The 23,281-nt window shown below is 64.4% G+C and carries 25 protein-coding genes and 1 tRNA gene; 13 read left to right on the top strand and 13 right to left on the bottom strand.

Going from position 1 to position 23,281, the window contains the following annotated elements; genetic code table 11:
- Positions 1–52: 52 nt before the first annotated feature.
- The 6 genes from HAP47_RS04130 to HAP47_RS04105 form a co-directional block, all read right to left on the bottom strand.
- Positions 53–991 carry a phosphatase PAP2 family protein gene (locus tag HAP47_RS04130; protein WP_173639324.1) on the bottom strand — a complete coding sequence of 313 codons (939 nt, stop codon included), beginning with the start codon at positions 989–991 and terminating at the stop codon, positions 53–55.
- A gap of 205 nt (positions 992–1,196) precedes the next feature.
- Entirely contained in the window at positions 1,197–1,484 is a 288-nt protein-coding gene (locus HAP47_RS04125; protein WP_231168740.1) for a DUF5658 family protein, read from the bottom strand.
- Positions 1,471–2,271, bottom strand: coding sequence for a sterol desaturase family protein (locus HAP47_RS04120; protein ID WP_173639325.1), 801 nt, complete (start codon positions 2,269–2,271; stop codon positions 1,471–1,473). The genes HAP47_RS04125 and HAP47_RS04120 overlap by 14 nt, the downstream gene beginning before the upstream one ends.
- A 236-nt stretch (positions 2,272–2,507) precedes the next feature.
- Positions 2,508–2,774, bottom strand: coding sequence for a hypothetical protein (locus tag HAP47_RS04115; RefSeq protein WP_173639326.1), 267 nt, complete (start codon positions 2,772–2,774; stop codon positions 2,508–2,510).
- Positions 2,775–2,960: 186 nt separating this feature from the next.
- A tRNA-Arg gene (locus HAP47_RS04110) sits at positions 2,961–3,037 on the bottom strand.
- A gap of 153 nt (positions 3,038–3,190) precedes the next feature.
- Complete coding sequence (locus HAP47_RS04105; protein ID WP_173639327.1) at positions 3,191–4,669, bottom strand: sensor histidine kinase; 1,479 nt, start codon at positions 4,667–4,669, stop codon at positions 3,191–3,193.
- A gap of 364 nt (positions 4,670–5,033) precedes the next feature.
- Between HAP47_RS04105 and rpmH the strand changes: the two genes are divergently transcribed.
- From rpmH to dapE, 10 genes are all read left to right on the top strand, one after another.
- Entirely contained in the window at positions 5,034–5,168 is a 135-nt protein-coding gene (gene rpmH, locus HAP47_RS04100; protein ID WP_008542748.1) for a 50S ribosomal protein L34, read from the top strand.
- Between the two features lie 32 nt (positions 5,169–5,200).
- Positions 5,201–5,596 (top strand): ribonuclease P protein component, encoded by a 396-nt coding sequence (rnpA, locus tag HAP47_RS04095; RefSeq protein ID WP_173639328.1) that lies wholly within the window; start codon positions 5,201–5,203, stop codon positions 5,594–5,596.
- Between the two features lie 3 nt (positions 5,597–5,599).
- The gene (gene yidC, locus HAP47_RS04090; protein ID WP_173639329.1) at positions 5,600–7,495 is read left to right on the top strand and encodes a membrane protein insertase YidC; all 1,896 of its coding nucleotides are present in this window, start codon (positions 5,600–5,602) and stop codon (positions 7,493–7,495) included.
- A 158-nt stretch (positions 7,496–7,653) separates the two neighbouring features.
- The gene (gene yihA, locus HAP47_RS04085; RefSeq protein ID WP_173639330.1) at positions 7,654–8,307 is read left to right on the top strand and encodes a ribosome biogenesis GTP-binding protein YihA/YsxC; all 654 of its coding nucleotides are present in this window, start codon (positions 7,654–7,656) and stop codon (positions 8,305–8,307) included.
- Positions 8,304–8,672, top strand: a complete 369-nt coding sequence (locus HAP47_RS04080; protein ID WP_173639331.1) for a DUF423 domain-containing protein — start codon at positions 8,304–8,306, stop codon at positions 8,670–8,672. The genes yihA and HAP47_RS04080 overlap by 4 nt, the downstream gene beginning before the upstream one ends.
- A 91-nt stretch (positions 8,673–8,763) precedes the next feature.
- Complete coding sequence (gene argB / locus HAP47_RS04075; RefSeq protein ID WP_092122647.1) at positions 8,764–9,657, top strand: acetylglutamate kinase; 894 nt, start codon at positions 8,764–8,766, stop codon at positions 9,655–9,657.
- Positions 9,658–9,728: 71 nt separating this feature from the next.
- The gene (locus tag HAP47_RS04070) at positions 9,729–10,715 is read left to right on the top strand and encodes a DUF1036 domain-containing protein (protein WP_173640673.1); all 987 of its coding nucleotides are present in this window, start codon (positions 9,729–9,731) and stop codon (positions 10,713–10,715) included.
- 180 nt (positions 10,716–10,895) lie between these two features.
- The gene (locus HAP47_RS04065; protein WP_173639332.1) at positions 10,896–11,594 is read left to right on the top strand and encodes a pyrimidine 5'-nucleotidase; all 699 of its coding nucleotides are present in this window, start codon (positions 10,896–10,898) and stop codon (positions 11,592–11,594) included.
- Positions 11,595–11,743: 149 nt separating this feature from the next.
- Positions 11,744–12,589 (top strand): 2,3,4,5-tetrahydropyridine-2,6-dicarboxylate N-succinyltransferase, encoded by an 846-nt coding sequence (gene dapD / locus HAP47_RS04060; RefSeq protein ID WP_173639333.1) that lies wholly within the window; start codon positions 11,744–11,746, stop codon positions 12,587–12,589.
- A gap of 283 nt (positions 12,590–12,872) precedes the next feature.
- The gene (gene dapE, locus HAP47_RS04055) at positions 12,873–14,027 is read left to right on the top strand and encodes a succinyl-diaminopimelate desuccinylase (RefSeq protein WP_173639334.1); all 1,155 of its coding nucleotides are present in this window, start codon (positions 12,873–12,875) and stop codon (positions 14,025–14,027) included.
- Between the two features lie 63 nt (positions 14,028–14,090).
- Here the strand turns inward: dapE and truA are convergent, their stop codons facing one another.
- The 3 genes from truA to def all read right to left on the bottom strand — a co-directional run bounded on the left by truA (position 14,091) and on the right by def (position 16,446).
- Positions 14,091–14,828 carry a tRNA pseudouridine(38-40) synthase TruA gene (gene truA / locus HAP47_RS04050; protein ID WP_173639335.1) on the bottom strand — a complete coding sequence of 246 codons (738 nt, stop codon included), beginning with the start codon at positions 14,826–14,828 and terminating at the stop codon, positions 14,091–14,093.
- Positions 14,828–15,763, bottom strand: coding sequence for a methionyl-tRNA formyltransferase (gene fmt / locus HAP47_RS04045; RefSeq protein ID WP_173639336.1), 936 nt, complete (start codon positions 15,761–15,763; stop codon positions 14,828–14,830). Before fmt ends, truA begins: the two co-directional genes overlap by 1 nt.
- A gap of 155 nt (positions 15,764–15,918) precedes the next feature.
- Positions 15,919–16,446 (bottom strand): peptide deformylase, encoded by a 528-nt coding sequence (gene def, locus HAP47_RS04040; RefSeq protein ID WP_076864526.1) that lies wholly within the window; start codon positions 16,444–16,446, stop codon positions 15,919–15,921.
- Between the two features lie 170 nt (positions 16,447–16,616).
- Between def and HAP47_RS04035 the strand changes: the two genes are divergently transcribed.
- From HAP47_RS04035 to HAP47_RS04025, 3 genes are all read left to right on the top strand, one after another.
- The gene (locus HAP47_RS04035) at positions 16,617–17,825 is read left to right on the top strand and encodes a DNA recombination protein RmuC (RefSeq protein WP_173639337.1); all 1,209 of its coding nucleotides are present in this window, start codon (positions 16,617–16,619) and stop codon (positions 17,823–17,825) included.
- Positions 17,826–17,902: 77 nt separating this feature from the next.
- Positions 17,903–18,208, top strand: a complete 306-nt coding sequence (locus tag HAP47_RS04030) for a GIY-YIG nuclease family protein (protein ID WP_173639338.1) — start codon at positions 17,903–17,905, stop codon at positions 18,206–18,208.
- A 79-nt stretch (positions 18,209–18,287) separates the two neighbouring features.
- A complete protein-coding gene (locus HAP47_RS04025; RefSeq protein WP_173639339.1) occupies positions 18,288–19,664 on the top strand; it encodes an AmpG family muropeptide MFS transporter in 1,377 nt (458 codons plus the stop codon).
- Between the two features lie 172 nt (positions 19,665–19,836).
- Here the strand turns inward: HAP47_RS04025 and HAP47_RS04020 are convergent, their stop codons facing one another.
- From HAP47_RS04020 to HAP47_RS04005, 4 genes are all read right to left on the bottom strand, one after another.
- Positions 19,837–20,265, bottom strand: a complete 429-nt coding sequence (locus HAP47_RS04020; protein WP_173639340.1) for a hypothetical protein — start codon at positions 20,263–20,265, stop codon at positions 19,837–19,839.
- Between the two features lie 147 nt (positions 20,266–20,412).
- Positions 20,413–21,018: a recombination mediator RecR gene (gene recR, locus HAP47_RS04015; protein WP_028335942.1), complete on the bottom strand. Its 606-nt coding sequence runs from the start codon at positions 21,016–21,018 to the stop codon at positions 20,413–20,415.
- Positions 21,019–21,339, bottom strand: a complete 321-nt coding sequence (locus HAP47_RS04010) for a YbaB/EbfC family nucleoid-associated protein (protein WP_092122614.1) — start codon at positions 21,337–21,339, stop codon at positions 21,019–21,021.
- A gap of 21 nt (positions 21,340–21,360) precedes the next feature.
- Positions 21,361–23,202 carry a DNA polymerase III subunit gamma/tau gene (locus HAP47_RS04005; RefSeq protein ID WP_173639341.1) on the bottom strand — a complete coding sequence of 614 codons (1,842 nt, stop codon included), beginning with the start codon at positions 23,200–23,202 and terminating at the stop codon, positions 21,361–21,363.
- Between the last annotated feature and the right edge of the window lie 79 nt (positions 23,203–23,281).

The following is a 23,281-nucleotide window of genomic DNA, read 5'->3' as shown; positions in this document are numbered from 1 at the left end:
GTTTGAGCATGATCTTTTCGGAAAACCGCTTCGCACTTTTCCGGATCATGCTCTAGAACGATAGTTTTCGGGCTCGCAACACGAGCATGGCCGCGGGCACGGTGGACAGCCCGACTACAATATCGCTCAGATGGTGACCGCCGGCGGTCAGCGCTGATACGATGATGAGAACGTTGAGCGGGAGAAAGACGGCGAACAGTAAAGTGCCCCGACTCGACAGGATGAGGATCAGTGCAAGCGCTGCATGGAACGAAGGAAATTGAATGATGCCGTTGATCCTGGACAGATCGATGACTCTCATGGATCCGTCGCGGATCGCATAGAAGTCAGCAAGGTAATAGGCGCTTGTCAAATGCGACACACCGTAATGCGCCCAGGCTCCCTCCGCGGGCAGCAGCATCGACAGCGGTAGGATCATCAGCAGCGTGAGCACGAAGAGCCAGGTGAGTTGTCTTGCCCTTTCGAGCTTTCCAATTGTGTTCAGCACGACCAGCAGGATGCCGAACTGAATGAAGAGCGTATCGTAGATGATATCGAGCGACCAGCCGATGTTGGGATGCGCCAGTTTCACCCAGTTGAAGTATGCGAGCCAATCAAAGCCGATCGCGGAATCGGTCGCCGCGAGAGCGTTGTCGACCAGAGGAAATCCGGCGGACGCAGCAAGATAGCTGAGAACAGTTCCGACATTGGTGAACGCAACCAGCTGCGCGGAGGTGAGGGCAAATGACGCGATGCGTCTGTTGGGCCTGATCCTGGTGTAGACCACATTGAGGCCGACCAATGCCAGGAAGCCGACGACGATCGCAGGGTTAAATGAGACCCGAAGTCCCGACAGAACGAGCCCGGCGGCGGCAACTCCGGTGAGCGTGGCGATGACGATCCAGAGGCTCTTGGCTTCTGCGGCTTCAGAATATCGGTGAGGGAACGCGCGTGCGGCCAGCACTGAAACCAAGCCGGGCGCACAAGGTTGCACCCCGTCAATATTACCCATGGAAAAGCTCTTATTGTTCTAAAATGCCCGAACCATACCACCGCAACGCCGGGGCGAGCAACGCCGGCGGATTTCGCTGTCATCATCGTGCTGCCTGAGCGAGTGGATCTTCCCGCGCCGCGCGCGGTTCTGTTTGATTGTGCTTGCAGCAAGATGCGACGGACGAGCGCTTCGCCGGTTCCGGCAACGAGACGAAGTGGCCGGCTCAGTTCGTACCCGCGATGATGACGAGATTATTCAGGACGGGCGTACAGCAGAAGGCGACGACGAGAGCGATGTTGTAGACGTTGTTGCTGCGCCAAAGTAACCACGTCAGGACAAACGTGAGACCGAGCTTGGGGACCAGCCACCATGCGCCGAACCATGTCTGGGCCAGATGCATGAACGGGTTCAACTCGCCCAAGCCGAGAGTCAAAATCACATTCGTCGACACGAGGTCGGCGTACCCCAGGAGCAAGGCAAAGAACAGCAACAGACCTTTAACCCAGTTCATTCTTTGACTCTCCATGCCGAAGATGCCGGATCGGCCAGATCACGCTATTGATGATGTCCACCCGTTCAGCAGGCACAAGTCCTGTCGCAGGATACTCGTCCGGCTTTGGCACCCACGCCGTGCCGAACAGAATGTCCAGGAGTGGAAGGAAGGCAGCAAAATTCTTGTCCCGATGCTCGGGATGGATCGAATGATGAATCCGGTGCCATTGCGGATTGTTGATCCAAGTCACAAACCGACCGAGCGGGATGCGGACGTTGAGATGCGCACACGCATCGGGGACGAAGAAGATAAATCCCGCGGCAATGGCCATATCCGGCGGGATCCGAAACAGGATCGCCAGAATAGGAAGAAAGGCGTCAGACAGCACCCTCTCCAACCAGAAATGCCGGGCGCCGGTAATGAAGGTAATGCCGTTCGCGCTGTGGTGGAACGAGTGCATCGCCCAAAGAAAGGGGATCGCATGTTGGAGGCGATGGAATGTGTATTTGTAGAGATCGAGCGCCACCACGACGATTGCGAGGGAGGCGTACCACCAGTAACCTTCGGTCGGCAGCTTGATCCAACCGACCCCGGCGTAGCTCGCTATTGCACCCGCGCTGATCGCCGCGATCGGGGCCAGCATGTGCTCCAACCCGACGCTTACGATAACGGCTAGCCAATCATCGCGAAACTCGGCGCGGGAAACATCGGCAATGGGCCACCTCTTTTCGAGGATGCGACTGCCGTAGATGACCCCCAGAAATATCGCCGCTAACAAGACGGCGTTTGAGATCTCGCTCGACATGACGGATGACCCGCCGGTTCAAATGGACAGACAAAATAAATAAAGACGTTCTGCCGCTTATAGGCTGAAAGACCTTATTTTTTCTCAACGGTCCGACGAGCGCAAGCAGGGTTTTTACGGGGCAGTGCCCCGCACCATCACCCGCGCCGGCGACGTCTGCAGCGTTTCGCAAGCTCGCATATGAGAAAGCCCGCGACGTTGTCGCGGGCTTTCTGGCGGCGGACCGGTTATGACAGTCAGTGCAACGAGCGGTCCGTCCGGACGGAAGCCCGCGCGGTCGTGATCTTGCTTCGCGGCGTCAGAACATTGAGCTGATGTGGAGTGGCCGACGTCGCGGCTACCGGCGCCTGCTCGTGGACGTTGGCGCCGCCAAGCACACCAGCCTGCACCGGCGAGATCGGCAGGCCCGCGGCTTCGAAAGTCGGACGCTCCGCAGCGGATGCGACCGTCGCGCTCGCGATCGCAAGGGTAGCGGCTATGATGGAGAGAGAGATCTTGATCACTTGAAGGCTCCTCGATAAGGACTCGAGCAGCACACGTATTTGCATTTTGCTGCATTGCAATAAAGTATATTGCGCCGCACAAGCATTTGATCGTCGCGCCAAGCCCGACGTTGGCGATCAATGGCGTAGCTGTCGCTTCGACCAGCGCGGCATGCGACGCGAAACTTCAATGAAAACAAAGGCGAATGGCGCGCCCGGAACGATTCGAACGTCCGACCCTCAGATTCGTAGTCTGATGCTCTATCCAGCTGAGCTACGGGCGCATTTTCGCGGGTCAGGCTTAAGCCCGCACGGCTCCGGGAGCCCCGGAACGTCGCGAAAGAGCGCTCTAGCTACAGGCTCCCGGTCCAGTTGGCAAGCTCTGGAAACGCCAATTTCGGCGGCGGTTTCAGCCGCCCCGGAATACCGGGACAGCCTCAGGCCCTCGCCCGCTCGCTGCGGACCGACAGCAGTTCCACCGGGCGATCCGGGATCGAGATCCGGAAGGTGGCGCCGATGGTGCCCTCGACCAGATGGATATGGCCGCCATGGGCGCGGATCAGCTCGGCGGCGATCGCAAGGCCGAGCCCGCTGCCGCCGGGACGGCCCGAGGTCTGGAACGCCTCGAACAGATGCTCGCGCGCCTTGGCCGGAACGCCGGGGCCGGTGTCGGAGACCTCGATGATCGCAACCGTCCCCTCGCGGCGGCCGGTGATGCGGATCTGCTGGGCACCGCCATCGCTGTCCTGCCGGGTTTCCAGGGCTTGGGTCGCGTTGCGCACCAAATTGAGCAGCACGCGGAACAGCTGGTCCGGATCGGCGTCGATGGTGAGGCCGCGCTCGATCGCGCTGATCCAGGTGATCGAGACATCGGTTGCAAGCCCGGCAGACTCGCGCACCTCGGCAACCGCAGGCTCCACCATGATCACACGGCGGTCGGGCGCCGCCTCCTGCGCGCGGCCATAGGACAATGTCGACTGGCAGAAGGCGATGGCGCGCTCCAACGAGCGCAGCAGCTTCGGCGCGAAGCGCTGCACCCGCGGATCGGGCACGCTGGCGAGCTGGTCCGACAGCAGTTGCGAGGACGCCAGCAGGTTGCGCAGATCGTGATTGATCTTGGAGACGGCGAGCCCGAGCGCGGCAAGCCGGCTCTTCTGATGCAGCATCGAGACGAGGTCGCGCTGCATGTCCGACAGCTCGCGCTCGGCAACGCCGATCTCGTCGCCGCGCTGGCTGGGCACGATGATTCGCGCCGAACTCTCCGGATTCTCGTGGAAGCCGACCAGGCTAGCGGTCAGCCGCCGCATCGGGCGCACGAACAGATAATGCAGCGCCAGGTAGACTAGGCCGGCGGTCAGGCCGGCGATCAGGAGCGCGACGACCAGAACGTTGCGCGAGAAGCGGTACATCGCCTGCCGCAGCGGCTTCTCGTCGATCACGACCTCGATGAATTGCGCCTGGCCCGGCGCGGGTCCGACCACGCGGATGGTCTGGTCGCCGTGTTCGAGCATGATCTCGAAGGCATCGACGATCGCCGACCACACCGTCATGGCCCGCATGTCGACATCATGGTCGATCGCGGCTGGCAGGTCGGCGCTGGCGAGCAGGCGGCGCTGCTGCCCGAGCTTGATGGCGACGGCGCGGGCGCCGATGCTGGTCAGGATCTGCCGCGCCAGCGAATCCGGCACCAGGCCGGAGGGGGCGGCATCGAGCACCAGCGCCGCGGTGTTGGCGGCGGCCAGGCGGTCATTGAGCCGGTTCATCCGGAAGTTGGCGATGGCCGGCACGTAGATCAGGAGCCCGGCGATCATCACCAGGGGGATCGTCAGCAGCAACAGCTTGCCGGACAGCCCGAGCCGAAGGGGCGGCTTGGGCCGCTGCTTCTGCGCAGTCGCCTGATCGTCAGTTAGAGCCACAAGATAAGGCCTTGTTTGGCTTGGGGGTCGGAAGATGCGGTCCGGCCCCCAAGCCGGTCAAATTACGGATCGCTAATGTCGGCGGTTCCCCGAACGCCCCAAAGCGCTCCTCACCGTCAAAAACCCCGTGAAAACAGTTATATTCGCCCCAATTGCGACGTTTCAAAGAAGCCTCTTTGCGACGCCCTGTGACATTGACGAAAACAGGGCGCTCCCTTATAAGCCGCGCCAACTGTCCGCGATGGCCCGGTTCTTGACCGGGGGCGGCTCATTTGGGGCCGTAATCGGCTCGCTTGGGCCTGCCAGCATCATCGGACTCCATCTCAATACAACGGCAAATTGCCCGGTCAGCGGAGAATTACCCGTGAAGCGGACTTATCAACCCAGCAAACTGGTGCGCAAGCGCCGTCACGGCTTCCGCGCCCGTCTCGCCACGGCCGGCGGCCGAAAGGTCCTCGCTGCGCGCCGCGCGCGTGGCCGCAAGCGCCTGAGCGCCTGAGCCCGGACGTCTCCTCTCCGGAGATACCCATTATGGATCGGCTGAGGCAGCGGGCGGATTTCCTCGCCGTTGCCAATGGCGCACGGGCGAATACCGGAGCTTTTGTGCTGCAGGGCCGCCGTCGCGACGATCAGGGCCCGATCCGCGTCGGCTATACCGTCACCAAGAAGAACGGCACCGCGACCGAGCGCAATCGCATCCGCCGCCGGCTTCGCGAAGTGATAAGACGGGTCGATGCCGTATTCATGCGGCCGCACCATGATTATGTGCTAGTCGGCCGTCGTGACACGCTGACCCGCGACTTTGCGACCATGATTGACGACCTGCGGTCGGCGCTGCGCCGCCTCGACCGGCCCGCGCCCAGGACGGGTACCAACAAGGCGGGTAACAAGAGCGCTCCCAATCCGAATGGAATGACGAGACCTTAAGAGATGTCCGACAACCGCAATACGATCATCGCCGTCATTCTGTCGGGCCTCGTCCTGATCGCCTGGCAATATTTCTATAACGTGCCGCAGATGGAGAAGCAGCGCGAGGCGCAGCGCCAGGCCGAGCCGTTGAAGCCGGCACCGCAGGCGACCCCTGGTGCTGCTCCCGGCGCCGCTCCCGGAAGCTCCGCGACGCCGTCACCGACAGCCGCGGTGCCCGCTGCCGACGCTCCAGTGGCGAGCCGCGAGACGGTGCTCGCGGCCGGCCCGCGCATCAAGATCGAGAGCCCGCGCATCATCGGCAGCATCGCGCTGAAGGGCGCCCGGATCGACGATCTGGCGCTGGTCCAGTTCCGCGAGACGGTCGACCCCACATCTCCGGCCGTCGTGCTGCTGTCGCCGTCGGGCACCGCCGAGCCATATTATGCCGAGTTCCTGTGGCTGACCGCCAACGGCTCGTCGGTGAAGACACCGAACGCCGAAACCGTCTGGCAGCAGGAGGGTTCGAACAGCCTGTCGCCAAGTACCCCGGTGACGCTGAAATATGACAACGGCCAGGGCCTGACCTTCCGTCGCACCATCTCGATCGACGATCGCTACCTCATCAGCATCAAGGATGAGGTCAACAATCTCGGCAGCGCGCCGGTGACGCTGTATCCGTTCGGCCTGATCTCGCGCGGCGGCAAGCCGCCGGTCTCCGGCTACGCGATCCTGCACGAAGGCCCGATCGGCTATCTCGGCGAACAGGGCCTGCAGCAATTCACCTACAAGAACCTCGACGAGGCCAAGACCCCGACCGGCGGAAACTCGCGCGGCATCGTGTTCTCGAAGGTCACCGACGGCTGGCTCGGCATCACCGACAAATACTGGGCCACCGCGCTGCTGCCGGAAACCAATGCGACGCTGGACACCGCCCGCTTCACCACCGGCGACAAGCGCTACCAGGCCGACTACATGCTCGGCGCGCAGACCATTCCGATCGGCGGCACCGGCGTTGCCAACGCGCGGCTGTTCGCCGGCGCGAAGGAGGCCGCCACGGTCGGCCTCAATTTCCCGCTGGTCGGCTTCGGCGGCTACAACAAGCAGCTCGGCCTCAACCATTTCGATCTTCTGATCGACTGGGGCCACTTCTACTTCATCACCAAGCCGATGTTCCTGGCGCTCGACTGGTTCTATCGCCTGGTCGGCAATTTCGGCATCGCTATCCTGCTCGTGACCGTGATCGTGAAGCTGCTGTTCTTCCCGCTCGCCAACAAGTCCTACGCCTCGATGGCGAAGATGAAGTCGGTGCAGCCGCAGCTGGCCGCGCTGAAGGAACGCTATCCTGACGACCGCGTGAAGCAGCAGCAGGAGATGATGGAGATCTACAAGAAGGAGAAGATCAACCCGATCGCCGGTTGTCTTCCCGTCGCCTTGCAGATCCCGGTGTTCTTCTCGCTCTACAAGGTGCTGTTCATCACCATCGAAATGCGGCACGCGCCGTTCTTCGGCTGGATCAAGGACCTCTCCGCGCCCGATCCGACCAATCTGTTCACGCTGTTCGGGCTGATCCCGTTCGATCCGATCGCGCTGCTCGGACCGCATTTCGGCGCCTATCTGGTGATGGGCATCTGGCCGATCATCATGGGCATCACGATGTGGGTGCAGATGAAGCTCAACCCGGCGCCGCCGGATCCGACCCAGAAGATGATCTTCGACTGGATGCCGCTGATCTTCACCTTCATGCTGGCCGGCTTCCCGGCGGGTCTCGTGATCTACTGGGCCTGGAACAACACGCTCTCCGTGCTGCAGCAGAGCTTCATCATGCGCAAGAACGGCGTCAAGGTGGAGTTATTCGACAATCTGAAGTCGACGTTTCAAAAAAAAAGCGTGACGACTGAGACAAAGAAGGCGACGTAGCTTCCTGCGCCCGCTCTATCACTGCGTCATGCCCGGCCTCGTGCCGGGCATCGACATATTTGGCGGCCGGCAAAACGTTGACGGGGATGGCCGGGTCGTCTTACGCCAAAGCTGCGCCCGGGGCTTTCGCCTGGCCACGATAAAATGGGATCCTTCGCATGACCGCCGAACCTGATGCGGAGCTGATCGAGCAGGGGCGAAAGCTGTTCGCCGGCGACTGGCGCTTCATCTGGGCCTCGCCCTCGATCGAGACGCTGCCGCCGATGGCCGGCCTCGAGGTCGCCTTTGCCGGCCGCTCCAATGTCGGCAAGTCGAGCCTGATCAACGCGCTGACCGGCCGCAATGCGCTAGCTCGCACCTCGCATACGCCGGGCCGCACCCAGGAACTGATCTTCTTCGAGGGCCCGGAAAACGCGGACATTCGTCTCGTCGACATGCCCGGTTACGGCTACGCCTCGGCGCCAAAGACCAAGGTGGCGTCATGGACGGCGCTGATCCACAAATTCCTGCTCGGGCGCGCGACGCTGGCGCGGGTCTATGTGTTGATCGACGCCCGCCACGGCATCAAGGACGTTGATCTCGACGTGCTGAAGACGCTGGACAAGTCCGCGGTCAGCTACCAGGTCGTGCTGACCAAGGCCGACCAGGTCAAGGCCGGCGAACTCAAGACCGTCACCGCCGAAACCATCGCGACGCTCGCAAAACATCCCGCCGCGTTCCCCGAAGTGCTGGTGACCTCGTCGCGCACCGGCGACGGCATGCCGGAGCTGCGTGCCGCCATGGTGCGCCTGATCGAGGAGCGGCGCCGATGAACGGCGCATCCCGTCTCCTGATCGGCCTTGCCGCCATCATGGGCGCGTGCGGCGTGATATTGGCGGCGGCCGCGGCCCATCTGCCGGACGCATCGCGGCTGGCGGCGGCATCCTCGATGCTGCTGTTCCATGCCACCGCCACCATCGCGACCATTGCGGTCGCGGAGCGCGCGATCATCCATGCAAAGCTCGGCATCGTGGCGGCGGCAGGCTTCGTCATCGCGGCGTCATTGTTCGCGGGCGACCTGGTGCTGCGCCAATATGGCGGCCATGGCCTGTTTCCGATGGCGGCTCCATCAGGCGGAACGCTGCTGATCCTGAGCTGGCTGGTGCTGGCGGTTTCGGCCATGTGGCCGAAGCGTTGATCCGTCGCCCGGAATACCTCTCCCGCTTTGCGCCCTGCCCGGCAATCAGATAGAACCGCGCCCGTCCCTCCGCTGACGTGAGACCAGCTCCATGACCGACCAGCACATCAGCCCGCTCGATCAGGCCCGGATCCTGTCCGAGGCGCTGCCGCACATGCAGGAATATGACGAGGAAACCATCGTCATCAAATATGGCGGCCATGCCATGGGCGCCGAGGACACCGCCAAGGCGTTCGCGCGCGACATCGTGCTGCTCGAGCAGACTGCGATCAATCCGGTGGTCGTGCACGGCGGCGGGCCGCAGATCGCGACCATGCTGAAGCGCCTCGGCATCCAGTCGGAATTCGCGGCCGGCCTGCGCATCACCGATGCCGCGACCATCGAGATCGTCGAGATGGTGCTGGCGGGCTCGGTCAACAAGCAGATCGTCGGCTACATCAACGAAGCCGGCGGCAAGGCCGTCGGCCTCTCCGGCAAGGACGGCAACATGGTGAAGGCGTCGAAGACGACGCGCACCATGGTCGATCCCGATTCCAACATCGAGAAGGCGGTCGATCTCGGCTTCGTCGGCGACCCCGAGAAGGTCGATCTCACGCTACTCAATCAGCTGATCGGCTATGAGCTGATCCCGGTGCTGGCGCCGCTGGCGACCTCGCAGGACGGCCTGACGCTGAACGTCAACGCCGACACCTTTGCCGGCGCGATCGCGGGCGCGCTGAAAGCCAAGCGCCTGCTGCTGCTGACCGACGTGCCCGGCGTGCTCGACAAGTCCAAGAAGCTGATTCCGGACCTGTCGATCAAGGAAGCCCGCAAGCTGATCGCCGACGGCACGATCTCCGGCGGCATGATCCCGAAGGTCGAGACCTGCATCTATGCGCTCGAACAGGGCGTGCAGGGCGTCGTCATCATCGACGGCAAGACGCAGCACGCCGTGCTGCTCGAGCTCTTCACCAACCAGGGCACCGGCACGCTGATCCATAAGTAATGGCGGACGAGGTCGTCATCGCGGGACGCGCGGCGAGGATAGCTCGCCGAACGCCGCCGGCGCGGCTCGCGATGTCGCTGCCGGCCGCGCTGGTGTCGTTCCTGTTCTCAGCGGCGCCGGCGCATGCCGATCTCAAGCTGTGCAATCGCATGAGCTATGTGATCGAGGCCGCGATCGGCATCGACGACAAGGCCGCGACGGCGACCCGCGGCTGGTTCCGGATCGATCCCGCGACCTGCCGGGTCGTGGTGCAGGGCGCGCTCACCGCGGACCGCGTGCTGCTCAATGCCCGCGCCCTCGGCGTCTACGGCGCGTCGCCGATCCCGCAGAACGGCACCGACACGCTCTGCGTCGCGCAGGACAATTTCGTGATCGCCGCCGCGCGCCAATGCCGCTCCGGCCAGACACCGGCCCAGTTCACCCAGATCACGCCGACGCAGACCGATGACGGCAACCTCGTTGCCTATCTCGCCGAAGACAGCGAGTATGACGACGAGCAGGCGCGGCTCGCCGGCATCCAGCGCCTCTTGGTGATCGCGGGCTACGATGCGGCGCCGATCGACGGCGTCGACGGGCCGAAGACCCAGAGCGCGCTGTCGGCATTCCTCAGGAGCCGCGGGCTCGGCAGCGACATCGTACAGTCGCCGAACTTCTTCGCCACCATGGTCGATGCCGTGCAGAAGCCCTCGCCGACGGGGCTGACCTGGTGCAACGACACGCCGCACAAGGTGATGGCCGCGGTTGCGACCGACGACGGCAAGATGGTGACCAGCCGCGGCTGGTATCGGATCGACCCCGGCAAGTGCCTGCATCCCGACGTGTCGGGCACGCCGAAGCAGATCTATTCCTTCGCGGAGGCCGTCGACGGCGACAACCGCGCCATCCGCGTCAAGGACAAGCCGCTGAACTGGGGCGGCGCGGTCCAGCTCTGCACCCGCGAAAGCAAGTTCGAGGTCAACGAGCAGGGCGACTGCGCCACCCGCGGCCTCACCGCGCTCGGCTTCACCACCGTCGACATGACCAGCGGCGGCAAGACGCTGCGCTTTGCGATGCCGTGATGAAGATGCTCACGCTGCAAATATCGATGTCGTCCCGGCGCAGGCCGGGACCCATAACCACTACGCCACGTGTTGTTCACCGGCGATAACCCCAAAACGAAAGGCAACGCGCACCCCGGCCCCGATTACCGCCGCGGCGTATGGGTCCGTCCTGCGCCGGGACGACGCGTTGAGAGAGCCATGACTAAAACTCCCCGCAGCTTCGGCCATGTCGAGACCTGGGTGTTCGACCTCGACAACACGCTGTACCCGCATCACGTCAATCTGTGGCAGCAGGTCGATGCGCGGATCGGCGAGTTCGTCGGCAACTGGCTGAAGATCTCGCCCGAGGAGGCACGGCGGCTGCAGAAGGACTATTACCTGCGCTACGGCACCACCATGCGCGGCATGATGACCGAGCATGGCGTGCAGGCGGACGACTATCTCGCCTATGTGCACAAGATCGACCACTCGCCGCTGCAGCCGAATCCGGCGATGGGCGCTGCGATCGCCAAGCTGCCGGGGCGCAAGCTGATCCTGACCAACGGCTCGGTCGACCATGTCGATGCGGTGCTGGGCCGGCTCGGCATCGGCCACCATTTCGACGGCGTGTTCGACATCATCGCCGCCGATCTCGAGCCGAAACCTGCGCCGCAGACCTATCAGAAGTTCCTCAGGCTCCACGACGTCGACCCGGCGAAGGCTGCGATGTTCGAGGACCTCGCGCGCAATTTGGTGGTGCCGCATGAACTCGGCATGACCACCGTGCTGGTCGTGCCCGACGGCAGCCAGGAGGTGGTGCGCGAGACCTGGGAGCTCGAAGGCCGCGACGCCGCTTATGTCGACCACGTCACGGACGATCTCACCGGGTTCTTGCAGCGGCTCGATCGGAAGCCATAGTCTCTCAACGGGTGTCGTCCCGGCCTGGTGCGCAATTGCGCACGGGAGCCGGGACGACGGTGGGGTTTGCCTTGACTCCATGGCCCCAAATTCCGAAAAAGCCCTGCAAAATTCCCGTCATATCCCCGATACGCCCAAGGATTGTCCCGATGTCGCTGTCCGCCCTCGAAACCACCGTCAACACCGCGTTCGACGCCCGCGAAGGCATTTCGACCTCGACCAAGGGCGAGGTCCGCGAGGCTGTCGACCACGCGCTGGAGCTGCTCGACAAGGGCGAGGCCCGCGTCGCCGAGCGCGAGGCCAGCGGCAAGTGGAAGGTCAATCAGTGGCTGAAGAAGGCGGTGCTGCTCTCGTTCCGCCTCAACGACATGGGACAGATCGCGGGCGGCCCGGGCACGGCATCGTGGTGGGACAAGGTGCCCTCGAAGTTCGAGGGCTGGGGCGAGAACCGCTTCCGCGACGCCGGCTTCCGCGCCGTGCCGGGCGCGATCGTGCGCCGCTCCGCCTTCATCGCCCGCAACGTCGTGCTGATGCCCTCCTTCGTCAATCTCGGCGCCTATGTCGATGAAGCCACCATGATCGACACCTGGTCGACGGTCGGCTCCTGCGCCCAGATCGGCAAGCGCGTGCACATCTCCGGCGGCGTCGGCATCGGCGGCGTGCTCGAGCCGCTGCAGGCCGAGCCCGTGATCGTCGAGGACGACTGCTTCATCGGCGCGCGCAGCGAGGTCGCCGAAGGCGTGATCGTGCGCAAGGGCGCGGTGCTGTCGATGGGCGTGTTCCTCGGCGCCTCCACCAAGATCGTCGACCGCGAGACCGGCGAAATCTTCGTCGGCGAGGTCCCGGAATATGCCGTCGTCGTTCCCGGCACCCTGCCGGCCAAGCCGCTGAAGAACGGCCAGCCGGGCCCTGCCACCGCCTGCGCCGTGATCGTCAAGCGCGTCGACGAGCGTACCCGCGCCAAGACCAGCATCAACGAGCTGCTGCGGGACTGATCGAACCAAATTCCATCTGACGCCAATGATTCCTACTGGGTGATGGCCGCGGGCGCGGTCGTCTCCGTGCTCTATCTCTGGGGCTTCATCGCGCTCGCCTTTCTGCCTGGCACTCGCTACCCCAATCGCTATGGTCCCAATCCGCTTGGAAAAATTCATGTGCGGAGACGTGGCGACCGCGACAGTGGGTCGCGCTCCAGGCAGGGCTGGGATCGGCAGAGCGAGCTCGAATGATGCCGCACAAAGCTGGTCCACCCGCGGTGCGACGTGTTAAGCGAGGCGCATGAGTGATGCTGTCTCGATTGCCCGCGATCTGGTTCGCTGTCCCTCCGTCACCCCGGCCGACGCCGGCGCGCTTGGCGTTCTGGAAAATTTGTTGAAAACCGCGGGCTTCGAGGTCCATCGCGTGACCTTCTCCGAGCCCGGCACCGCCGATGTCGACAACCTCTATGCCCGCATCGGCTCTTCGGCGCCGCACATCACCTTCGCCGGCCACACCGACGTGGTGCCGCCCGGCGATGAAGCGGCGTGGACGCTCGGTGCGTTCTCCGGCGAGGTCAAGGATGGCTATCTCTACGGCCGCGGCGCCGTCGACATGAAGGGCGGCATCGCCTGCAGCGTCGCCGCGGTGCTGCAATATCTGCAGGATCATGCCGGCAAGGCAAACGGCTCGATCTCCTTCCTGATCACCGGCGACGAGGAAGACGTCTCGATCAACGGCACCGTCAAGCTGTTGAAATGGTGCGCCGAGCGCGGCGAAAAATTCGATCATTGCGTGCTCGGCGAGCCCTCCAATGTCGAGGTGCTCGGCGACATGATCAAGATCGGCCGGCGCGGCTCGCAATCCGGTACGCTCATCGTCGATGGCGTGCAGGGCCACGTCGCCTATCCGCACCGCGCCTCGAACCCGGTGCCTGATATCTCGCGGTTGATCGTCGCGCTGAGCGACGAGCCGCTCGATCACGGCAGCGCGCAATTCCAGGCCAGCAACCTCGAATTCACCACGGTCGATGTCGGCAACACCGCGGGCAATGTGATCCCCGGCCAGGCGCGGGCGAAGTTCAACATCCGCTACAACGACAACCACACCCAGGAGAGCCTTCGGCAGCTGGTCGACGCGCGACTGGCGAAGGCCTGCGGCAACCGCATCCGCGCCCATATCGACTGGCAACCGTCGAACTCCAACGTGTTCGTCACCCAGCCCGGGCCGTTCACCGACCTCGCGGTCGCCGCGATCGAGGAGGTCACCGGCCGCAAGCCGGAGCTGTCCACCTCCGGCGGCACCTCGGATGCGCGCTTCATCTCGAGCTATTGCCCGGTGATCGAATTCGGCCTGGTCGGCCAGACCATGCACCAGATCGACGAGCGCACGCCGGTGGCCGATCTGGAGAAGCTGACGCGGATCTATCGGGGCGTGCTGGACAGGTATTTCGCGTGATCCAGCCGCTCGGCTGGACAAGAACATCGAAAACAACCCCATGCACAGTAGGGATTGGGGCCGCTAGTAGTCCACCCGCACCAGATATAGCCCCTCAGGCGGCGCGACGGGGCCGCAGGCGGCACGGTTGCGGGCGGCCAGCGCGCCAAAGAGATCGTCCGCGCTCCAGCGGCCCTCGCCGACCCAGACCAGCGAGCCGACCATCGAGCGCACCTGGCTGTGCAGGAACGAGCGCGCCGACGTCACGATGTTGATCGCATCGCCCTCGCGCTTGACGTCGAGCTGATCGAGCGTCTTCTCCGGCGACTTCGCCTGGCACTCGGTGTCGCGGAAGGTGGTGAAATCGTGCTTGCCGAGCAGCCGTTGCGCGGCGCTGTGCATCGCGTCAGCATCGAGCGCGCGCGGCACGCGCCAGACGCGACTGACGTCGAGCGCGAGGTTCGCGCGGGTGTTGGTGATGCGATAGAGATAGTGCCGCTTGATCGCCGAGAAGCGCGCCTCGAAATCGTCGGGCACGATGTCAGCTGCGAGCACGCCGATCGGATTGGGCCGCAGATGCGCGTTCAGCCCGTCGCGGAAACGGCCGGGCGGAAAATGCTTGGCGATGTCGCAATGCGCGACCTGGCCGCGCGCATGCACGCCGGCATCGGTACGCCCTGCGCCATGGACGCGCACGTACTCGCCGCAGATCGCCTTGACCGCCGTCTCCAGCGCGCCCTGCACGGTCGGTGCATTGTCCTGGATCTGCCAGCCGGAAAACGGCGTGCCGTCATATTCGATGGTGAGCTTGTAGCGCGGCATCAGGCGAGCCGCGCCGGCGGCTTCAGCGGCGTGCCGCGCAGAAAATCCGCCGCCTTCATCGGCGCCTTGCCGGCGCGCTGCAATTCGAGGATCCGGATTGCGCCATCGCCGCAGACGATCGCAAGATTGTCGTCGAGCACGTCGCCCGGTTCGCCCGCACCTTTCGCCAGTTCGCAGCGCAGGATTTTCAGCCGCACCGGCTCGCCCTCGCCTGAGAGCTCGCACCAGGCGCCGGGGAACGGCGAAAGCCCGTGAATGTGCCGCAGCACCGCATGCGCCGGCTGCTTCCAGTCGATCCGCGCCTCGGCCTTCTCGATCTTGGCGGCGTAGGTGACGCCGTCTTCGCTCTGCTTCGTCAGCTGCAACCCGCCACGCTGCAGCGCGCCCATCGCGCGCACCATCAAATCGGCGCCGAGCGGCGCCAGCGCGTCGTGCAGGTCGGATGCCGTCATGCTGTCCGAGATCGACAGCCGCTCGGCCATCGCGACGTCGCCGGTGTCGAGGCCGACATCCATCTTCATCACCATCACGCCGCTTTCGGCGTCGCCCGCCATGATGGCGCGGTTGATCGGCGCGGCGCCGCGCCAGCGCGGCAATAGCGAAGCATGCAGGTTGAAGCAGCCGAGCCTGGGTGCATCGAGGATGGCTTGCGGCAGGATCATGCCATAGGCGACCACGACGGCGGCATCCGCGTCATGCGCGCGAAATTCCTCGAGCGCCTCCGGCGTCTTCAGCGTCTTCGGCGTCAGCACGGGAATGCCGAGGCGGCGCGCCTCCTGCTCGACCGGCGTCGGCTGCAACTGCAGGCCGCGCCGCCCGCCCGGCTTCGGCGCGCGGGTGTACACGGCCACGACCTCATGGCCATGGGCCACCAGTTCCAGCAGCGTCGGCACCGCGAAATCGGGCGTGCCCATGAAGATCAGACGGAGAGGCATCAACAGCACTCGCTTCGTTCCCTCTCCCCGTGTGGGGGAGGGTTAGGGAGGGGGGTAGCAGCAACGGCGGTGCTTGCGGCTACCCCCCTCTCCAGCTCTGCCCCACAAGGGGGAGAGGGCATACCGCGCAAGCGGAAACGCTATTCACACCACACTCACTCCGCCGCGCGCTTGGCGGCCTTCTCGAATTTCTTGAAGACGCGGTCGCGCTTCAGCTTCGACAGATAGTCCACGAACAGCACGCCGTTGAGATGGTCGATCTCGTGCTGGATGCAGGTGGCATAGAGCCCCTCGGCATCTTCCTCGTGCAGCTTGCCGTCGAGGTCGGTGAAGCGCAGGCGGACCCGCGCCGGGCGCTCGACCTCCTCGTAATATTCGGGGATCGACAGGCAGCCCTCTTCGTAGACCGACAGCTCCTCCGAATGCGAGATGATCTCCGGATTGATGAACACCCGCGGCTGCGGCGTGGTCTCGCCGTTCTCGTCGCGCTTGGCGAGGTCCATGGTGATCAGCCGCAGCGGCTGCGCGACCTGGATCGCCGCGAGCCCAATGCCCGGCGCGTCATACATGGTCTCGAGCATGTCGTCGGCGAGCTTGCGGATCTCCGGCGTCACCTTCTCGATCGGTTTCGACACCAGACGCAACTGCTTGTCCGGCAGGATGATGATTTCTCGTAATGCCATGGCGGCGATTTAAGCTGCTGACTTCATGGGGTCAATGCGCTCAGGAACCGGTTAAGGCAGCCTTAACCACGTTTCTTCACGCAACGCTAACCAGGAAATTTAAGGGAGTGTTTACCACAAATGTTCCCTTTTCGTTCGATGACGATGCCGAATCGGATACAACTGCTGGCATGAACGAGATTCTCCTCACGATTGGCGACCTTCCGGTCCGTGTCTCCGACGCTTTGATCGGCCTTGGCGCGCTGGCGCTGATCCTGCTGTTCGCCATCGCCGTGGTGATCGCGCGCGCCAGCCGGCGCGGCGCGGAACTCGCGATGGCGCAGGCCATTCGCGCCGACGAGCTGGAGGAGCGGCTTGCCGACATGCTGCGAGCCCAGAGCGAGGCCTCAGGACGGGTCGATGCGATGGGGCAGGCATTGGCCGGCCGCCAGGCCGAGATGGCCCGTGCCGTCAACGAAAGGCTGGATTCAGTGACCCACCGGGTCGGCCAGTCGATGGAACAGACCACGCGCAACACGATGGATTCACTGCGCGTGCTGCATGAGCGGCTCGGCATCATCGATCACGCGCACAAGAACCTGAACGAGCTCACCACCCAGGTCACGACGCTGCGCGACGTGCTCGCCAACAAGCAATCGCGCGGCGCCTTCGGCCAGGCGCGGATGGAGGCGATCGTCCAGGACGGCATGCCGAAGGGCTCGTACGAGTTCCAGCACACGCTGACCACGGGCAAGCGGCCGGACTGCGTCGTGTTCCTGCCCGACCAGCGCCCGCTTTGCATCGACGCGAAGTTCCCGCTCGAAGCCATGACCGCGCTGCACGATGCGCGCAGCGACGAGGAACGCAAATTCGCCAGCCAGCGGCTGCGCGCCGACGTGCTGAAGCATGTCAGCGACATCGCGGAGAAGTACCTGATCCCGGGTGAGACCCAGGACACCGCGCTGATGTTCGTGCCGTCGGAATCGGTCTATGCCGAAATCCATGACGGCTTCGACGACGTGGTCCAGAAGGCCTATCGCGCCCGCGTCGTGCTGGTGTCGCCCTCGCTCTTGATGCTGGCGATCCAGGTGATGCAGCAGATACTGAAGGACGCCCGCATCCGCGACGCCGCCGACCAGATCCGCAACGAGGTGATGCATCTCGGCGACGATCTCGGCCGCCTGCGCGAGCGCGTACTCAAGCTGCAAAATCACTTCGGCCAGGTCAACGAGGACGTCAGGCAGATCCTGATCTCCGCCGACAAGATCGAGAAGCGCGCCGGCCGCATCGAGGAGCTCGACTTCAGCAAGTCCGAGACCCCGATCGAAGTCCCCCGCTTCGTCAAGGGAGCGACGCCCGAGCTGTTCCCCGCCCCGCGCAAGCTGCAGGCGGGGGAGTAGTATGGCCCCTGATTTCACCTCATAGTCGGTGTCATCGCCCGGCTTGACCGGGCGATCCAGTATTCCAGAGGCCACAGTTGGGGGCACGCAGCTACTACGTCTACATCCTCGCCAGCCGCATCGGCGGCACGCTCTACATTGGTGTGACAAATGATCTCATTCGCCGTGTCGGCGAGCACAGATTGAAACTCATCGACAGTTTCACAGAGAAATATGATGTGGTGAAGCTCGTCTATTTCGAGCAATTCGATGATCCTGAGAACGCGATCAAGCGCGAGAAGCGGCTGAAGAAATGGCCGCGTGGATGGAAAATCTCCCTAATTGAGAAGGACAATCCGGACTGGATTGATCTTTACCCGGAGATCGCCGGTGGCGGCGGATAGGCCTCTGGGATACTGGATCGCCCGGTCAAGCCGGGCGATGACACCCTCCTAGTGGCTCGAATCTGGTAACACCGGGTCCATGACCGCACCTGAAGCCTTGTCAGACGCGTCCGCCAAGCCTCCCGCTCCTCCTGCCGCCACCTCCTGGCGCGACAGCTTCGCGGTGTATTTGCAGCCGCGCGTCCTCATCGTGTTGCTGCTCGGCTTCTCCTCCGGCCTGCCGCTGGCACTATCGGGCTCGACGCTGCAGGTTTGGATGAAGGAGGCCGGGGTCGATCTCGGCACCATCGGGCTGCTCGCGCTGATCGGCACGCCGTACACGCTGAAGTTCCTCTGGGCGCCGCTGGTCGACGCGCTGCACGTGCCGCTGTTCACGCAGGTCTTCGGTCGCCGCCGCGGCTGGCTGTTGCTCTCGCAGCTGCTGCTGATCGCGACGATCCTGGTGCTGGCAATGGCCGATCCGGCGCGATCGCCATGGTTCGCGGCCTTCGCCGCGCTGCTGGTCGCAACCGCCTCTTCGACCCAGGACATCGTGGTCGATGCCTTCCGCGTCGAAAGCCTGCCTGAAAGCGAGCAGGCCGCCGGCATGGCGTCTTACGTCGCGGCCTATCGCATCGGCATGCTGGTCTCCACCGCTGGCGCGCTGTTCATCGTCAGCGGTTTCGAAACCGCCGGCGTCGCGCGACCGTCGGCGTGGATGTGGGGCTATGTGGTGATGGCCGCGCTGGTCGTGATCGGCATCGTCACGGCGCTGGCTGCGACCGAGCCGGCGCAATCGAAAGGCGCGGAGGCGGCCACGCATGCGCAGACCGCCGCCGAACGCGTCTTGCACGCGGCGCTCGGCGCATTCTCCGAGTTCCTCAGCCGCAAGGACGCATTGGCGGCGCTCGCCTTTGTGGTGCTGTTCAAGTTCACCGACGCGTTTTCCGGCACCATGACTGCGCCGTTCGTGATCGACATCGGTTTTTCCAAGGTCGATTACGCCGCGATCGTGAAGGGCGTCGGCCTTGCGGCGACCTTGATCGGCGGCTTTGCCGGCGGCTTCGTGGCGCGGCGCTATTCGCTCGCAACCAGCCTTTGGATCGGCGGCGTGCTGCAGGCGGTCGCCAACCTCTCGTTCTCCTGGCTCGCGCATGTCGGCGTCGATCAATGGGCGCTCGCGCTTGCGATCACGGCGGAGAATTTCACCAGCGCGATCGGCACCGTGATATTCGTCGCCTACCTTTCGGCGCTGTGCCGCAATCCGCTGCACACCGCGACCCAGTACGCATTGCTCACGGCGCTCGCGGCGGTCGGCCGCACCTATCTGTCGTCGGGCGCGGGCTATGTGGCCAAGGCCGTCGGCTGGCAAACGTTCTTTGTGATCTGCGTGCTGGTCGCGATCCCGAGCCTGATCCTGCTCGCCTGGCTGCAGCGGCGCGGGCATTTCGATGAACTGGGGCCTGTGAAGGTTTAGTCCTCCACTGTCGTCACCCGCGAAGGCGGGTGACCCAGAGACGCCCGTTGCTTCGATGGAAAGGCCGCGGCGTACTGGATCGCCCGGTCCCGTCTACGCCAAGGCTTCGACGAGGCCGCGATCATTGGCGCGCCGAAGCTTCAGCCAAGGCGGCAAGCCGGGCGATGACAGCTTACTTCGCCACCACGCTCCACTTGGTGACGATGGCTTCGCTCATCTCGCCGGCGTCCTTGGCACAGGCGATCTCGTCGACCTTCACCGAGATGGCCTTGCCGGAGAGGCTCTTGAGCTGCGCGGCCTGGGCGTTGTTGGTCGGAATCAGCTGAAACGTTTCCGGCCCGGTTTCGAGGTTGCAGAGACCGTTCGGCGGCGGCAGGCGGCGCGGCTCGCTGGTGATCTGGTAGGTCGCGACGCGCTTGCCGCGATTCTTGGTGTCGCGCACCTTCATGACGCCGAGTTCCCCAGACAGCACGTCGCCGGCCCGGATCATCTTGCCTGGCTTCTGCGGCGCGTCGCTCTGCTGCGCGAGCGCGCAGGGCGCGGCGAAGGTAGCCGCCAGAAACGCAAAGCCCAGGCGTACGCCGAATCGGTGTGTCGTCATTTGCAGTGGTTCCGTACTTGATTCGTCAGAGCGTGAATGACCGTCCCCGAATCGTCATCCACCCTATCGTTTTGTTTCAGTGCGATCTTTTCGACTTATGAAGGATCGCCTGACGAACACCGTTGCGTCCGGCTCCCGGATCGCTTTCTAGAACAGCGTCCGCTGCCGCATCGCAGCCGATAGCGTACCTTCATCGAGGTAATCAAGCTCTCCGCCGACCGGCACGCCATGCGCCAGACGCGTCACCCGCACATTGGCCTCCGACAGGAGGTCGGTGATGTAATGCGCGGTGGTCTGGCCATCGACGGTGGCATTGAGCGCCAGAATGATCTCGCTGACCTCGGGCGCATGCGCGCGTGCCACCAGCTGATCGATGGTGAGATCCTGCGGACCGACACCGTCGAGCGGCGACAGCGTTGCGCCGAGCACGTGATAGCGTCCATTGGTCGCATTGGCGCGTTCCAGCGCCCAGAGATCGGCGACATCGGCGACCACGACGATGATCGAGGGATCGCGGCGCGGATCGGTGCAGACCGTGCAGGGGTTCTGTGTATCGATGTTTCCGCAGGTCTTGCAGACCTGGATCTTGTCGATCGCGACCTGCAGCGCCGCGGTCAGCGGCGTCATCAGGGCCTCGCGCTTCTTGATCAGATGCAGCGCCGCGCGCCGCGCCGAACGGGGCCCGAGCCCGGGCAGCCGCGCCAGCAACTGGATCAGGCGTTCAATCTCGGGGCCGGCAACGCTCGCAGCCATTTAGGTCGGACCAAATCCCGGCGGCAGGCCGAGCCCGCCGGTCAGCGCCATCATCTTCTCCTGCATCGCGGTCTCGGCCTTGCGGCGCGCATCGCCATGCGCGGTGACGAGCAGATCCTCGAGCACCTCGCGCTCCTCCGGCTTCATCAGCGACGGATCGATCTTGATGCCCTTCACTTCCATCTTCGCGGTCATGCGCACGGCGACCAGGCCGCCGCCGGAGATGCCCTCGACCTCGACATTGCCGAGTTCTTCCTGCATCGCCTGCATCTTGGATTGCAGCTGCGCTGCCTGTTTCATCATGCCGAGAAAATCAGCCATGGGTGCGTTCCTATCGCCAGATCAATCGTCGTCGCTGTCGGAAGTTTCAATCGGGTCTTCGCCGGTCGCATCCGCCACCGGAACCTCGGCGGCTAGGCGGCGGACCTCGACCACCTTGGTGCCGGGAAAGCGCGCCAGCACCTCCTGCACGCGCGGATCGGCCTCGGCAGCACGCTGATGCTCGCTGCGCGCCAATTCGTTCTGCGAACGCACCGTGGGCTGGCCGGCCGCATTGGAGATGATCACGGTCCAGCGCCGACCGGTCCATAGTTCGAGCTTGCGCGACAGATCGGTGACGAGCGCGCGCTGCGCCTTCGGCTCGAGCGCGATCTCGAGCTGGCCGTCCTCGATGCGCACCAGCCGCACATCGGCCTCCAGCGCGCTCTTGGTCATGATATCGCGCTTCTCGCCGGCGAGCGCGATCAATTGCGGAAAGCTTGATATCCGCAGCGCCGGCGCGGCATCGGCAGCCGGCGCCGCCATCTGCGGACGCGCGGCGAGATCGGCGCGCGACGAGGCCTGCGGCGCGCGCATCGGCGCCGACGGCATGGCCGACATCGTCGAGGCCGGCGCGCCACGTGGCTGTGACGAGGCGGTAGAACCTGACGTCGCGGGAGCCGCGCCGCCGCCATTCTGCTCGATCATCCGGATCGCCTCATCCGGCGTCGGCAGGTCGGCGACATAGGCGATCCGCACCAGCACCATCTCGGCGGCGGCCGCCGGGCGCGTCGCGGTCTGCACCTCGGCGATGCCCTTGAGCAGCATCTGCCACATCCGCGACAGCACCCGCATCGACAGCTTGGCGGCGAATTCACGCGCCCGCACCCGCTCGGTCTCGCCGAACGCGACATTGTCGGCCGTCGACGGCACGACCTTGACGCGCGTGACGAAATTGACGAACTCGGCAAGATCGGACAGCACCACGACGGGATCAGCGCCGACATCATACTGCGCGCGGAATTCGGCGAAGGCTGAGGCGAGATCGCCGCGCGCCAGCGAATCGAACAGATCGATGACGCGGGTACGGTCGGCGAGGCCGAGCATCTGCCTGACCGCGTCGGCCTTCACATTGCCCGCGGCATGCGCGATCGCCTGGTCGAACAGCGACAGCGAATCGCGCACCGATCCCTCGGCCGCGCGCGCGATGATGCCGAGCGCCTCGGGCTCGACCTCGACGCCTTCCTTGGCCGCGATGTTGCCGAGATGCTTCATCAGCACGTCGGCCTCGACCCGGCGCAGGTCGAAGCGCTGGCAGCGCGAGAGCACCGTGATCGGAACCTTGCGGATTTCAGTGGTGGCGAACACGAACTTGGCGTGCTCCGGCGGCTCCTCCAGCGTCTTCAGGAAGGCGTTGAAGGCCGCCGTCGACAGCATGTGGACTTCGTCGATGATGTAGACCTTGTAGCGCGCGCTGGCCGGCGCATAGCGCACGCTGTCATTGATCTGGCGGACATCGTCGACGCCGGTGTGCGAGGCCGCGTCCATCTCCAGCACGTCCATGTGCCGGCTTTCCATGATCGCCTGGCAGTGCACGCCGAGGTCGGGCATGTGGATGGTCGGCCCCTTCACCGAGCCGGCCGGCTTCGCGTAGTTCAAGGCACGGGCGAGGATGCGCGCGGTGGTGGTCTTGCCGACCCCGCGGACGCCGGTCAGGATCCAGGCCTGCGGAATCCGCCCGGTCTCGAACGCGTTCGAGACGGTGCGGACCATGGCCTCCTGGCCGATCAGATCCTCGAAACTGGAGGGGCGGTATTTGCGGGCGAGAACGCGGTACGGCTTTGCCGCCTCCGGCGCGCCGCCCAAATCAAAGCCGCTCTGGCCTGCGCCGTCGGACGGTTTGGAGGGGTCGCCAGCGTCATTCATGCATCGATCCGCAACTAGGGAATTGTCTCTTCAACCGGCGTGCGGATAGGAGCCGAAATCGAGCGCCAGGCGCGGAGAC

It is taken from the genome of Bradyrhizobium sp. 41S5 (genome assembly GCF_011516665.3).
Taxonomy (GTDB): Bacteria; Pseudomonadota; Alphaproteobacteria; order Rhizobiales; family Xanthobacteraceae; genus Bradyrhizobium; species Bradyrhizobium quebecense.
The sequence above is the reverse complement of the archived record's forward strand: the minus strand, read 5'-3'. Positions and strand labels throughout refer to the sequence as shown.